Genomic DNA, 14,443 nt, shown 5'->3' with positions numbered 1-14,443 from the left:
TAAGCAACTGTCATTGGCCGTTAAATGATTGTTACACTGATATTTATCTGATATAAAAGAATAAATATGTGGAGAATCGCTTATGACAACTTCTACCGAAATGCTGACAGAGACATTATCAGATAGCACGACTAACCGTATCAGTGTCTCGGACATCATGACAACTCGAGTGGTTACCATAGAAATGGATGATCGCCTGGTACTTGCCAAAGAAATTTTTGACAATGTCAGCTTTCATCATTTGCTCGTGGTTGATAACGAGAAATTGAGTGGCATCTTGTCTCATCGGGACTTTTTACGGGCGCTTAGTCCTAATATTGGTACCGCAGCTGAGCTCATTCGAGACACAGAAACCCTGCAAAAAAGGGTTCATCAAGTCATGACTCACAACCCGATCACTATTGCCCCTCATTGCGATATTAACCAAGCAACTAAAATGATTCTAGACAATGATATAGGCTGCTTACCAGTATTAGAAAACAACATCATTGTCGGTATTATTACTTGGAAAGATCTATTAAATGCCTATTGCGTTCGATAAATTCTGATGACCATCTCGCTGAAGCGATGGCTAATATTAGCAATCAACGTCATAGCAAAATCTAATTAACCCTCCAGATATACTACTCGTAATGCTGCGGTTTGAATTATGCTTGTCGTCGCTTTTTTACCCGCTAACTTAATTGCTTATTGTGCCACTCCCGGCACGCTTAATTCATCATAGATAGCTAATATTAGAGTGTACATAAAACCCATTTTTGCAACCGAATCTGTAAAAAATAAATATTATTAAGCTGGCCAACTAGATAGCTACATTTCGTAAATTGTTCATATTTATATGCTGGAAAATGTCACATTACTCTGCTTTTATTGTACACAGGGCTCGCGAGTATCATGTGATAAGGACGGCATTATGATTAAGTTTACTTACCATCTCAATCAAGACAATATTGAGCTACAAGCAAGTAATTGGTGTGGACTAGAGCGGGTATTTATTAACGGCAAAGTCGTGTCACGAAAATTCAACTTTGGCCTACAAAGTATGCATGACGTGCTGCTTAATAATGGTAAAAAATGCCGATTCCAATTAATTGTTGATCCACAGACAGAATTAGTCTCGTGCCGTATTTATAAACAAAACCAACTCGTTACTATTTTAAAGCAAGGCAAAAAACAGCTACAAAAAAGCCAGTTTCTGATTGAAACTAGCTTTGTTGTCTTGTGCATTGCCATGTTGAGCGTGTATTGGCTGAGTTAACTAAACATATCTAATGGGATTAGTATAAAACCAGCTGATTGAGCTATTAACCTATAGTGAACTCAAGCTGGACAGTAGACTTTGCATCTGTTGGCTTGCCATCAACAAATTTAGGTGCATAACGCCACTGGCTAAGTGCTTCTATCGATTCTTTTTCAAACTGGACACCACCTTTAGAGTCAATAATCTCCGGCGATTTAACAAAGCCATTTGCATCAACCGTAAACTCAACTTGCACCCAACCAGATTTTCTTCTTTGGGCATATGATTGAGGGTAATTAGGTGGTTTTCTAAATAACGGGGTTTGTTCTTGTTGGTCATTCCATGGAGTCATTTTACCAATTGCAACGCAATGCTCAGTAGCCTTATCGCCAAGGCCTTTTTGTTCATACAGTTTCACTAACAAGGCATGCGCACGAAGCTCATAGGGATGACTATAAGGCAATGCCTGATATTGTTTGATAACTTCAACTAAATTGTCGATAGCTTGAGTTGGCTTACCCATAGCTTCATATAACGCACCAGCTAGGTAAGTAGCATCAACTCGTTTTATGGCATCTTCTGGTAATTTACGGCTATAAATATCATAAGCATCAAACGCAAAATCTCTCACTTTACGAGTATAATACTCGGTGCGTGATAAGCGATGAAACGCGATGAGTTTCACTTCGGCAACCGTCAACTGATTGTCAGCTTTATCAGCAATCTCAATTGCTTCAAATAATAACGTTTTTGCGTATTTATCATCTGTTGTCGATTCAGCTAACCCAACCAAAGGATCAATTAACTCGATGCCATTATCCGTCACGTTTTCACGGTATACGGCTAATGCAGATGTAAATAACTGATGCGCCTTAAGTGTCGCTTCATCTTCAATAACACGGCCCTGATTGTTGTTCTTTGGTTCAACCATTAACGCATTTGCATAATTGATGGCTAACTTAGCGCTATCAAAGCTATCTTGACCAAACTTGATTTGGCCTAACTCATAGGCTTGTTGCGCATATTTCAGCGTATCTTGGTTATTGTGGCTTTCAAGAGAAACATTGTATTGCAGGTAAGCTTGAGAAAAACTATCTATATCGGTAGGTTCTGCATAAGCAAACTGACTCACAAACGCCGCGGCTATTGATATACGTAAAAGTGTTTTCATTACTGTCTAAATCCTTTTTATTTTTTATCCTTGGCCCTTTGTTATTCTTTGCACAATGTGAGCCATTATCGATATCTTAAACAGTTTGGATCATTTTTATGACTCACGTCAACTTAATGAAAACTTTTGTAAACAATATGTTGTTTAATCTCTCTTAATTGGCAAACTAAATGACGCCACCTGCGATGGTATAGGCCCATATAATAACACCGGCACCAATGATAATAATGACCAAAAACTACAGGAGCCAAGATGTCAGCCATCATGAAATTGCTCCACGCCATGCTCAGCAGTTTTAAAGATCTTATTCCGATTATCTTAGTGGTCAGTTTTTTTGAACTATTTGTACTTCATCAAGCACCGGCAGAACTTGGCTCTATTCTTGTGGGGATAGTGTTTGTTGTATTAGGCTTGACCTTTTTTGTCTTTGGTTTAGAAATGGGCTTATTTCCTATAGGCGAATCACTTGCAGAGGCCCTGGCCCGAAAAGGCAGTGTATTTTGGTTAATTATTTTCTCTTTCTCATTAGGTTTTGGGACCACATTAGCAGAGCCAGCACTGACTGCCGTGGCAAACGAAGCCGCACAGGTTGCCGCTGACGCTGGCGCCATAGAATCCAATGAACAAGCAATGAGCTCATATTCCATGGGATTAAGGTTAACTGTTGCCGTTTCGGTTGGGCTCGCGATTTTACTGGGGGTGATCCGTATCCTTAAAGGTTGGCCAATTCATTACCTTATTATTGGCGGTTACGTATTGGTGATGCTCCTTACCAGCTTTGCTCCAGCTAATATCATAGGTATTGCTTATGACTCTGGCGGCGTTACCACATCGACCATTACTGTTCCGTTAGTCACCGCACTGGGCGTTGGCTTAGCCAGCGTCATTAAAGGCCGTAATCCGATGATTGATGGCTTTGGTTTGATTGCTTTTGCCAGCCTTAGTCCGATGATTTTTGTATTGCTGTACGGCATGGTATTTTTAAATTAAGTCGTATCATCAAAAGAAGAAGGCGTACATTTGTTTAATGAACTGATGTCCACTCTGTTACTGACCGCTCGCGATGTGATCCCAATTGCGGTGATTTTGTTTGGCTTTCAATTAGGCGTACTAAAACGTCCCATTAGCCAATGGCGCAAAGTACTACTCGGCTTTGTGTATGTCATTATTGGGCTAACATTTTTCTTAGTAGGCTTACAACTCGCGCTGTTCCCTATTGGTGAAAGCATGGCCAATCAACTCACCACCAGCGCATTTTTACATCCTGACGGTAATAATGCGCCGTTCATTTGGCAAGACTATTTTTGGGTCTATGTATTTGCTGCTGCAATAGGTTTTAGTACCACAATTGCTGAACCCTCGCTCATTGCTGTGGCCATTAAAGCTAACCAAGTGTCCGGTGGCACCATAGGCATTCAAGGTTTGCGAATGTCAGTGGCACTTGGAGTCGCTATCGGCATCACTTTAGGCTGTTTTCGCATTGTGGTTGGCGACCCCATTCATTACTACATTATGGCCGGCTACGTGGTAGTGGTGATCCAAACATTTTACGCCCCTAAAATGATTGTGCCATTAGCCTATGACTCCGGAGGCGTAACAACCTCTACTGTAACTGTCCCGCTTGTCGCCGCATTAGGCCTTGGGCTTGCCACTAATGTTGAAGGGCGTAATCCATTGATTGATGGGTTTGGTTTAATCGCCTTTGCCAGCTTATTTCCGATGATCACTGTGATGGGCTATGCCCAAGTGGTTGATTACTTATCAAAACGAAAAGCCATTAAGGAGTAACCTATGCGCTTTAAATTAATTGTCGCCTTTGTCGACGATGACTGTACCGACAAGGTACTCGATGCAGCGCGTATCGCTGGCGCAACTGGCGCTACGGTAATTAATCATGCCCGAGGTGAAGGATTAGAAAAAAAGAAAACCTTTATGGGACTGACCTTAGATGTGCAGCGGGATGTGATCTTATGGCTGGTAGAAGAACACATGAGTCGGCATATTCTAGAAACTATTGCTAAAGTAGGCGAATTTGACACCAATTCTGGAAAAGGTATTGCGATTCAAATTGATGTTGAAGATGCCGTTGGTGTGGCGCATCAAGTTGAAAAGCTAAGTAAAGACATTGAGGATCAAATATGAGTAGCACAATCCCGACTCGCAATCGCGATGTAATGAATAACCATTACGCTATGATCGATGGAATGCATACGGTAGCAGAAGCCATTGAAGTTGCCGTCAGTAAAAAAGTGAATATTTTAGTGGTCAATAAGCGCAATGAACATGACGAATATGGCATGGTATTAATGAGTGATATTGCCCGAAAAGTTTTAGCTAGGGACAAATCACCTGAGCGCACCAACATTTATGAAATCATGATTAAACCGGTATTTGCTGTTTCTGCAGACATGGATGTGCGCTATACCGCACGCTTATTTGAACGTTTTAATATAAACAAAGCCCCAGTGATTGAATCTGGTAATATTTTAGGCTTTGTCGCTTACGATGACATAGTATTAAAAGGAATGTTCAACCCATAATCTTATGCCAATGTATGGTTAATTGATTGACGATAAAGATAACCACTGTTGTGAGCCCTAGCGGTATTAGAAGGCAGCACTTGTCACCACACCACTAAAAGCTAAACACTCATTGATTCGCTGTTGTTGCACTGCAGATAGATCGGCAACAGCGAAATAAGCATATTCACTGTGTTCATCACTTAAGATAATTTGAGCCGAATCAGGTAGCTGGCAACGAAAGATAAACGCTTGAGATTGATAAGCACTGTGAAAGTACACGCCTGAGAGATAATTTATCGTCACAGCATAACCCAGCTCTTCCATACATTCACGCTGCAGCGCCTGATGTATGGTTTCATTAGGATCAAGCCCACCACCAGGCAGACCCCAATGTTTATTACCATAATTGGCTTTTAACAACAGCACTTGTCCATCGTCATTGGTGATCACCGCATGGGAACTGAGTCTAAATAAATCGTTAAAAGCCATGATGGTTTTCTCATTAGAAATAGATATGGTTACTGGCTAACTTCCATTCAATAAATGAATAAATGAATAAATGAATAAATGAATAAATGAATAAATGATGTACAAAAATGCGGGGGGCTGCAAAATACCTTGGTTGATCCTTGTTGCTCGCCATTTAGCTATTGCAGGATAGAAACTGGCAAGCTTCATTTTGTCTCGGTGAAGCCCTATGGTCTTAGTAACCAAAAACAATATGTTATTGGTTAAATTTATTCACTTTATTCAACAAACGCATAAACTCGTGCTGCTCAGAATCTGTCAGCGCTTCTAAAAATCGTTCATTAACCCACGCAGCCTCGTGAAGTAAATCTTGTTGCAACGCTTTACCGTTGTCGGTTAGAAATATTTGAAATGCACGGCGGTTGTCCGCTTCTTGATGACGGGTAATAAACCCCTGAACTTGCAGATGGTCGAGCAGACGGGTCATGGTGTAATTTGCCACATCACAACGTTTAGAAAGCTCAGTTTGGCTTAAGCCCTCTTCTTGCCACAAGGTAAACAATACCGGCCAAAGTTTACTGTCTAAATCGTAGCGCTTTAAGCGCGTATCGATTTCTTGCTGCAAAGCAATATTCAGATGAGAAATCAGGTAACTTAAACTTTCAAAGCGTTTCAAATGAAACCTCCTACATCGTCAGTGGGATGTTTTGGCCCTATTACCATATTGGCCTATACAGCAGCTAACCACACTTGAACATGTTTACATTACCATCTCTATACGTTAAAAAAAGCGCTTTTAGTCAAAAGATAAATATTCATTAATATAACGATAGTAGCAGGCTCGATTCAATTGCCCGACCAAGCCGCGAACTAATGGTACATATATACCATCATCGGTGACTATGATATCAGCACGATCAACAACGGAATGCTGTTTACCTATGCTATTGGTAAATATCAGCTTAATACTGTCATTAACATTATTAGCAGCAACAGAATTAGCTTGATAGTCCACCAGTAGTAAAGGATATGCCTCAACAGAGACTCTCACCTTCTCCACCGGAGTCATTAAGAAATACTCGCCATCGATACAATGTAAAATACTGCTGAATAAAGCCGCAAATTTTGCGGGTAACGGACTGTCTAAATATAACCAATCGCCATTAGCTTGGATGTGAAACAGTGCATCATCATTGCACAGCGCCACTCCATCTGGCTGGGTAAACGAAGCTAATGCTGCTGTTTCATCTGCCATTATGCTGATACCTTTATGCCATTAACTTAAGCAAGGCTTCAATTGGGTGCTGAGGTTTAAAACCTGCAAAGCGCTTAACTTGACTACGACAAGAATAGCCCGACACCAAAACTTGACTTTGTTCAGCTATTTTTTCAATGCTAGGTTGCCAAGACATTTCAAACAGTTTTTCAGAGCGTTCAAGGTTTTCAAGTTCATGGCCATAGGTGCCAGCCATCCCACAACAACCTAAATTAACACTGCTCAAGTTTGCGCCAAAATGACTAAAAATGGCTTTCCATTCATTAGCGGTATTAGGCTTTGCGGTAGATTCTGTACAATGACTAAACCAGGTATATTGTGGCGCATCATTGGCTAACGTTGTCGTTTCTTTTCTATTTGCAACAACATCCATTAACCATTCATTGGCTAAAAGCACCTCAAAGGGACCACGGCGCATGCCGAGGGCTTCTTTATACTCATCGCGATAACATAATACCAAAGCAGGGTCTAAGCCGACCATCGGCATACCAAGGGCATGAACACGGTTTAAGAAATCAGCACTGTTTTGCGCTGTTTTGGCAAACTTGTCTAAAAAGCCTTTTATATGGGTCGGTTTACCATTGGGTTTAAATGGCAGTAAAACCGGCTTAAAGCCGAGCTTTTCGATTAATTGAATAAAGCGATAAACTAAGTCAGCATCATAAAAGCTGTTAAACGGGTCTTGTACAACTACCACATACTGATTGCGCTGGTCTTCTGGGATGGTGTACAAAGAATCCAAATCATAACCGCGACTAGAATGCCCGTCTAAACGCTGTTTAAGTGTCGGCACAGATAGTTTGGGGGCATCGACATACCCAATCGCTTTTTTAATCACCCATTTACTCAACGGATTTTGCGAAGCTAAATTAGTCAATTTAGGCATAGCAGCCATTAACGGCAATGAATCTTCGATTCCTGCAACTAGATAATCTTTAGCCGGACGCAAATAACGTTTGTAGTAAATATTGAAAAACTGCGCCCTAAACTTTGGTACATCGACCTTAACCGGACACTGACCTGAACAAGCTTTACAGGCTAAACAGCCTTTAAGAGATTCCATGACTTCGTGCGAATAGTCATAATCACGTTGGTTATTTAAGGTATTTTGAGTACGTTGCATCCAGCCAAGTGGCTTCGACTTTGCCAGCGCGTCAACATCAACACCTTCAGCTTCAAGCAAACGTAACCATTCTCGCATTAACCCGGCACGCCCTTTTGGTGATTGTACTCGATCACCAGTGACCTTAAACGACGGACACATAGGCGAATAGCTGCTGTAGTTAAAACACAATCCATTACCATTACAGTTCATCACGTCAGGAAAAGCATTACGCACTTGCACTGGGATTTGTCTATCGAAACTGCCACGTTTGGCACTGTCAACATTAAACAGTAGTGGGCCAGATTGAGGTGGCGCGACTAATTTACCAGGGTTTAAGCGATTGTCAGGGTCAAATAATCCTTTAATCTGTTCAAGTACTCCGTAGAGTTCTTCGCCAAACACCGCGGGGCCATATTCACCGCGAACCCCTTTGCCGTGTTCGCCCCACATTAAACCGCCATATTTTAGCGTTAATGCAGCCACTTGATCAGATATCACTTTGAGTAATTGTTCATCGGCGACATCGCACATATCAAGCGCCGGACGCACATGAAGTACGCCTGCATCGACATGACCAAACATGCCGTACTGCAAATGATGGCTATCAAGCAGTGCCCGAAACTCCATAATATAGTCGGCTAAGTGTTCTGGTGGCACAGCGGTATCTTCAGCAAAGGCTAGCGGCTTACGGGTGCCTTTGGTGGCACCTAATAAGCCAACGGCCTTTTTACGCATGGCGTAAATACTGTCAATATCACTTCTGTGGGTAATGATTTGAAAACCGACTAAACCAAACTGAGGTTGACTGAGTTGTCCGCTGAGCATTTCTTCTAATAGGGCAACTTTATGTTTAACTTCATCATCTTCACCAGCGAATTCAACCATGTTAAGACCTTCGATGATCTTATTCGGTACGGCTTTAATGTGATCGGCCACCGAGTGCCAAATAATGTCTTCGCGAGCAAGGTTAAGTACCTTGGAATCAACAGTCTCAACAACTGTGGCACTGGCCTTAACTAATGATGGGGCATGACGTAACGCTGACTCAAAGGAGTCATACTTAATATTCACCATCATGCGCGTTTTCGGTAATGGCGTTAGATTAAGCTTGGTTTCGGTGATCACCGCCAGCGTCCCTTCGGAGCCAGCTAAAATGCGCGATAAATCAAACTGGCTTAGGTCGTCATTCCACACGTGCTTTAAATCATAACCAGTTAAAAATCGGTTCAATTTAGGGAAACGTTCAATAATGGTGTCACGTTTTTGTAAGCATAAAGCTGCTACTTGGCTAGCAATGGCATTGCCAAGTTGATTAGCAGCAAAAGGGTGTTGATCAACTTTGTCATGATCTATCGGCGTAGTAGTGAGTACACTGCCATCAATGAGAACACTGGTTAGTCCTAAGACATGATCCGATGTTTTACCGTAAACCAGTGACCCCGCACCAGAGGCATCGGTGTTAACCATGCCGCCAACTGTCGCGCGGTTTGACGTAGATAAATCTGGACTAAAAAAGAAGCCATGCGGGCGCAAAGCATCATTTAACGCATCTTTAACTACACCTGCTTGTACCCTAGCCCAACCCTCTTTGACATTAATCTCGAGTACTTGGTTCATGTGCCGCGACACATCTAAAATCAAGCCGTGGGTTAATGACTGGCCATTAGTTCCCGTTCCACCGCCGCGCGCACTGAAAGTCACAGCTTTGTATTGAGGTTGCGCCGCTAACGATAATACCAACTCGACATCTTGTTGATGTAAAGGATAAATCACCGCTTGTGGCAAAAATTGATACACAGAATTATCGGTTGCCTGAATAAGCCGCGCACTGTAGCGCTTGTCTATTTCACCTTCAAACTCGCTTTGCTCCAGCGCGTCAAGATACTCAAGATAGATAGGTTCTAATGTTTGTTTATGTGATAGTAAAGGTAACATAGAGGACTTATTATTTATTGGCATATTGCAGCCATTATAAACAAAAAAAAGCCGCTAAAAAGCGGCTTTTCTAACAACTTGATAAAATTGCATGTTAGGCAGACAATCCACCAGCAATTTTTAGCATAATTTAGCCATGAGCTTCAGCTAAATATAACCAAGTATCGATAACGGTATCAGGATTAAGCGATACAGAATCAATACCTTGTTCAACTAACCATGCAGCAAAATCAGAATGGTCTGAAGGACCTTGACCACAAATACCGACGTAAGCACCTTTCGCTTTAGCCGCTTTAATCGCCATGGCTAATAATGCTTTAACCGCATCATTACGCTCATCAAACAAGTGACTGATGATTCCTGAGTCACGATCAAGCCCTAATGTTAACTGAGTTAAATCGTTTGAACCGATAGAAAAACCATCAAAATGCTCAAGGAACTGGTCAGCTAGCAAGGCGTTTGAAGGTAGTTCACACATCATGATAACGCGTAAGCCATCTTTACCGCGCTCTAAGCCTTGTTCTTTTAGTAACTCAATAACTTGAGATGCTTCGTTTACGGTACGCACAAATGGGATCATCACTTCAACATTGGTTAAGCCCATTTGATTACGAACACGTTTAATCGCTTCACATTCGAGCGCGAAACAATCGCGGAATGATTCAGAAATATAACGGCTCGCACCACGGAAGCCCAACATTGGATTTTCTTCATCTGGCTCGTAACGATCACCACCGACTAAGTTTGCATACTCGTTAGACTTAAAGTCTGACATACGTACGATAACTTTCTTCGGATAAAAAGCCGATGCGATAGTCGCGATACCTTCAACTAGACGCGCAACATAAAACTCAACTGGCGAGTCATACCCAGCGATCATTTCATTAATTTCGGTCTGTAGCTCAGCAGTTTGGCCATTGAAGTCAAGCAACGCTTTAGGATGAATACCAATCATGCGGTTAATGATAAACTCTAAACGCGCTAAACCCACACCTTCGTTAGGTAAACGAGCAAAGTCAAATGCACGATCAGGGTTACCCACGTTCATCATAATTTTCATTGGTAAAGGCGGTAAGGTATCAACACGGTTAGTGACGATTTCAAACTCTTGTTTACCCGAGAAAATTAAGCCAGTATCACCTTCAGCACAAGATACGGTAACTATGTCGCCAGTCTTAATGCGGTCAGTCACATCACCACAACCTACAACAGCAGGAACACCTAGTTCACGTGCAATAATCGCAGCATGGCAAGTACGGCCACCACGGTTGGTTACAATCGCACTAGCACGTTTCATGATAGGTTCCCAATCTGGGTCTGTCATGTCAGTCACTAACACATCACCTGGCTCAATTTGATCCATCTGGTCAATAGAGGTTAATACCTTGGCGACACCAGTACCAATCTTATGGCCAATAGCACGACCTTCACAGATCACCTCGCCTTTGGTTTTTAAGTGATAACGTTCAATTAACTGCACATCTTCACGGCTACGAACGGTTTCTGGACGAGCTTGGACAATATATAACTTTCCGTCGTTACCGTCTTTGGCCCATTCGATATCCATTGCACGACCATAATGCTTTTCAATCACCATAGCTTGCTTAGCAAGCTCCATGACTTCTTCATCATTAATCGAGAATACACGACGTTGCTCTGCAGCAACGTCTTCAATTTTAACTTGCTTACCATGGCCGGCATCATCAGAGTAAACCATCTGAATCAACTTACTGCCGATGTTACGACGCACAACAGCCTGATGGCCTTGCGCTAAAATAGGTTTGTGCACATAGAATTCATCAGGGTTAACAGCACCTTGTACAACCATTTCACCTAAACCAAAAGATGAAGTGATAAATACAACGTCATTATTACCTGACTCAGTGTCCATAGTGAACATCACCCCAGATGCGGCTTTGTCTGAACGGACCATACGTTGTACGCCAGCAGATAAAGCGACACCTTGATGTTCATAACCTTGGTGGACACGGTAAGAAATTGCACGGTCGTTAAACAGTGATGCGTATACATGCTTAATTGCCAGCATGACAGCATCGAACCCTTTAACGTTGAGGAAGGTTTCTTGTTGACCAGCAAAAGATGCATCAGGCATATCTTCAGCAGTGGCTGAAGAACGCACAGCAAATGATGCTTCTTTCGTTTCGCTCGACAATTGCTCGTAAGCTTCGCGAATCGCGTCTTCTAATGCGGGTTGAAATGGGGTTTCAATAACCCATTGTCTGATCTGGGCACCTACTTTTGCCAGTTCATTGACATCATCAACATCCAATGTCGCCAGAATGTCAAAAATTTTCTGGTTAACTCCACTTTGTTCAAGGAACTCATTGAACGCATGAGAGGTCGTTGCAAAACCGCCAGGAACTTGAACCCCTGCATTAGCCAGATTGCTGATCATCTCACCAAGGGATGCGTTTTTACCGCCAACCTTGTTTACATCACCCATGCCTAATTCTTGATACCAGAGTACGTATTGCTGCACAGTTTTATCTCCGCAAGTTTTTATTTCAGTGGCCACTTCACACGAGGGCAATAGCATCTTACACTCCCATACAACACGCGTAAATCTATAATTTTATTTGTAATTTTATTACTACAAGAGGTCAGAATGACACCAAAAGTATTCTACATTTCAGATGGGACCGCGATCACAGCTGAGGTTTTTGGGCATGCGGTGCTTTCGCAATTTCCCATAGAATTTGAAGCACTTACGATTCCGTTTGTGGAAACGATTCAGAAAGCACAAAAAGTGAAGCAACAAATAAATGATTGTTTTATTACAACAGGTGTAAGACCACTTGTGTTCCACTCAATCATTAATCCGGAAATCCGCAATGTGATTTTTTCAAGCGAATGTGTCGATTATGACTTTTTGAATACCTTTGTTGCGCCATTAGAACAACACTTGGGCGTGCAAGCGAAGCCTTTATTGCATCGAACTCATGGTAAAAGTAACCACGGTTACGAAACTCGTATAGATGCGATTAACTACACCATGGAAAACGACGATGGCCAAACCATGAAACACATGGATAAAGCCGATATCATTTTATTGGGCGTATCTCGCTGTGGTAAAACCCCCTCCAGTTTATATCTGTCGATGCAGTTTGGTATAAAGGCTGCAAACTACCCGTTTACTGAAGATGATATGGATAACCTTCAGCTACCTGAGGCATTAAAACGCAATAAATCAAAATTATTTGGCTTAACAATCGATCCACATCGTTTGCATGAAATTCGTCAAAGCCGAATGGAAAACAGCCGTTATTCATCATTAAGACAATGCAAGCTTGAAGTGAAAGAAGTGGAAATGATGTATAAAAAAGAACGTATCCCTTTTGTGAATACCACCAATCATTCGGTTGAAGAAATTGCCACAAAAATTATTGATATAACCGGTTTAGAACGTCACATGTTCTAATTTATAAACAATAAAACACGCTGTAAATAGGCTTTCAAACCCAGACTGACTCGCTTAATTCGGGTAAGCCGTTTACAGCAATCTGTTTATTCAGCCAGAGAATCCGAGGCTAAGCCTCGCATCTTGAACTTCTTTGGGTATATAATCCCGAGTAATATGATGCTGATGCATCTCACGATTTCTCGGTAATATGCATGACAATTAAAACAGATGAACTACGAACTACCCTTTTAAGCAAAGTCATTTCACCCGCTCAACTGGCATCAGAATACCCTTTGACTCAAGATGCTGCAGACTATCTTGTTGCACAGCGCCGAGAAGTTGAAGCCATTATTGCCGGTGAAGACCAACGCTTATTAGTCATTATTGGCCCTTGTTCAATTCACGATACCAAAGCGGCACTTGAATATGCCGAGCGCTTATCGGCACTTCACCACGAACTAAAAGATGACTTATGCATTCTGATGCGGGTCTATTTTGAAAAGCCTCGCACTATTGTTGGCTGGAAGGGATTAATTTCGGATCCTGATTTAGACGGCAGCTTTAGCCCCAACAAAGGCTTGCGCTTGGCGCGCGAACTATTGCAGCAGATCACCGAATTAAAACTGCCTATCGCCACTGAATTTTTAGACATGGTAAACGGTCAATATATTGCTGACTTAATCACTTGGGGCGCTATTGGCGCACGTACCACCGAAAGCCAAATTCACCGTGAAATGGCGTCTGCGTTGTCCTGTCCTGTGGGCTTTAAAAATGGTACCGACGGTAACATTAATATCGCTGTTGACGCCGTTCGCGCAGCCCAAGCTCCACATATTTTTTATTCTCCGGATAAAGATGGCGCCATGGCGGTATATCGTACTCACGGCAATCCATTTGGGCATATTATTTTACGTGGCGGGAAAACGCCAAACTATTGTGCAGAGGACATTGAAGTGGCTCGCGCCCAACTTGAACAAGTGGGTGTAACTCAGCGTATGGTGGTTGACTTTAGCCACGGCAACAGTGAAAAACAGCATAAAAATCAGTTAAATGTTGCCGATAGCATCATAGCGCAACTGCGCAGTGGTAGCACAGCTATCGCCGGTATTATGGCTGAAAGCTTTATGATTGAAGGTAATCAAAAAGTCGTTAAAGGTGAACCTTTAGTTTATGGTCAAAGTATTACCGATGCCTGTTTACATTGGGCTGATTCAGAAAAACTGTTACGTGATTTAGCTCAAGCATCAAGAGAGCGTAAAGCCTTACTCGCACAATAAGTCCTTACTGACTTATTCGCTAGTTGAG

Annotated in this window: 14 protein-coding genes; 8 read left to right on the top strand and 6 right to left on the bottom strand. The window is 42.1% G+C overall.

What is annotated here, in order from left to right:
* Positions 1–82: 82 nt before the first annotated feature.
* Both ACED29_RS13110 and ACED29_RS13105 read left to right on the top strand, forming a co-directional pair.
* The gene (locus ACED29_RS13110; protein WP_182697138.1) at positions 83–541 is read left to right on the top strand and encodes a CBS domain-containing protein; all 459 of its coding nucleotides are present in this window, start codon (positions 83–85) and stop codon (positions 539–541) included.
* Positions 542–913: 372 nt separating this feature from the next.
* The gene (locus ACED29_RS13105) at positions 914–1,258 is read left to right on the top strand and encodes a hypothetical protein (protein ID WP_124015859.1); all 345 of its coding nucleotides are present in this window, start codon (positions 914–916) and stop codon (positions 1,256–1,258) included.
* 46 nt (positions 1,259–1,304) lie between these two features.
* Here ACED29_RS13105 and ACED29_RS13100 read toward each other — a convergent pair whose 3' ends face one another.
* A complete protein-coding gene (locus ACED29_RS13100; protein ID WP_371697835.1) occupies positions 1,305–2,411 on the bottom strand; it encodes a TonB family protein in 1,107 nt (368 codons plus the stop codon).
* 252 nt (positions 2,412–2,663) lie between these two features.
* Here ACED29_RS13100 and ACED29_RS13095 point away from each other — a divergent pair, with 252 nt between their 5' ends.
* The 4 genes from ACED29_RS13095 to ACED29_RS13080 are packed head-to-tail and all read left to right on the top strand — an operon-like array spanning position 2,664 to position 4,951.
* Positions 2,664–3,401, top strand: a complete 738-nt coding sequence (locus tag ACED29_RS13095) for a DUF1538 family protein (RefSeq protein ID WP_371697834.1) — start codon at positions 2,664–2,666, stop codon at positions 3,399–3,401.
* Between the two features lie 45 nt (positions 3,402–3,446).
* Positions 3,447–4,199 (top strand): DUF1538 domain-containing protein, encoded by a 753-nt coding sequence (locus tag ACED29_RS13090; protein ID WP_371697843.1) that lies wholly within the window; start codon positions 3,447–3,449, stop codon positions 4,197–4,199.
* A 3-nt stretch (positions 4,200–4,202) separates the two neighbouring features.
* On the top strand, positions 4,203–4,553 hold the full coding sequence (locus tag ACED29_RS13085; protein WP_124015856.1) for a P-II family nitrogen regulator: 351 nt from the start codon (positions 4,203–4,205) through the stop codon (positions 4,551–4,553).
* Positions 4,550–4,951 (top strand): CBS domain-containing protein, encoded by a 402-nt coding sequence (locus tag ACED29_RS13080; protein ID WP_124015855.1) that lies wholly within the window; start codon positions 4,550–4,552, stop codon positions 4,949–4,951. Before ACED29_RS13085 ends, ACED29_RS13080 begins: the two co-directional genes overlap by 4 nt.
* Positions 4,952–5,017: 66 nt before the next feature.
* On the opposite strand, the gene ACED29_RS13075 is transcribed toward ACED29_RS13080, so the two are convergent.
* The 5 genes from ACED29_RS13075 to ppsA form a co-directional block, all read right to left on the bottom strand.
* Positions 5,018–5,422 carry an NUDIX hydrolase gene (locus ACED29_RS13075; RefSeq protein ID WP_371697833.1) on the bottom strand — a complete coding sequence of 135 codons (405 nt, stop codon included), beginning with the start codon at positions 5,420–5,422 and terminating at the stop codon, positions 5,018–5,020.
* Positions 5,423–5,657: 235 nt separating this feature from the next.
* Entirely contained in the window at positions 5,658–6,077 is a 420-nt protein-coding gene (locus ACED29_RS13070; RefSeq protein WP_124015853.1) for a MarR family winged helix-turn-helix transcriptional regulator, read from the bottom strand.
* A gap of 120 nt (positions 6,078–6,197) precedes the next feature.
* A complete protein-coding gene (locus tag ACED29_RS13065; RefSeq protein WP_371697832.1) occupies positions 6,198–6,656 on the bottom strand; it encodes a DUF1285 domain-containing protein in 459 nt (152 codons plus the stop codon).
* A 13-nt stretch (positions 6,657–6,669) separates the two neighbouring features.
* Positions 6,670–9,717, bottom strand: coding sequence for an FAD-binding and (Fe-S)-binding domain-containing protein (locus ACED29_RS13060; protein WP_371697842.1), 3,048 nt, complete (start codon positions 9,715–9,717; stop codon positions 6,670–6,672).
* A 130-nt stretch (positions 9,718–9,847) separates the two neighbouring features.
* Positions 9,848–12,217 carry a phosphoenolpyruvate synthase gene (gene ppsA, locus ACED29_RS13055; protein WP_124016001.1) on the bottom strand — a complete coding sequence of 790 codons (2,370 nt, stop codon included), beginning with the start codon at positions 12,215–12,217 and terminating at the stop codon, positions 9,848–9,850.
* A gap of 126 nt (positions 12,218–12,343) precedes the next feature.
* Here ppsA and ACED29_RS13050 point away from each other — a divergent pair, with 126 nt between their 5' ends.
* Both ACED29_RS13050 and ACED29_RS13045 read left to right on the top strand, forming a co-directional pair.
* The gene (locus ACED29_RS13050; protein WP_124015851.1) at positions 12,344–13,156 is read left to right on the top strand and encodes a pyruvate, water dikinase regulatory protein; all 813 of its coding nucleotides are present in this window, start codon (positions 12,344–12,346) and stop codon (positions 13,154–13,156) included.
* 194 nt (positions 13,157–13,350) lie between these two features.
* Complete coding sequence (locus ACED29_RS13045) at positions 13,351–14,415, top strand: 3-deoxy-7-phosphoheptulonate synthase (protein WP_124015850.1); 1,065 nt, start codon at positions 13,351–13,353, stop codon at positions 14,413–14,415.
* The last annotated feature ends 28 nt before the right edge of the window (positions 14,416–14,443 follow it).

The sequence above is a fragment of the Shewanella sp. 5S214 genome, from assembly GCF_041439795.1.
Classification (GTDB): Bacteria; Pseudomonadota; Gammaproteobacteria; order Enterobacterales; family Shewanellaceae; genus Shewanella; species Shewanella vesiculosa.
The sequence above is the reverse complement of the archived record's forward strand: the minus strand, read 5'-3'. Positions and strand labels throughout refer to the sequence as shown.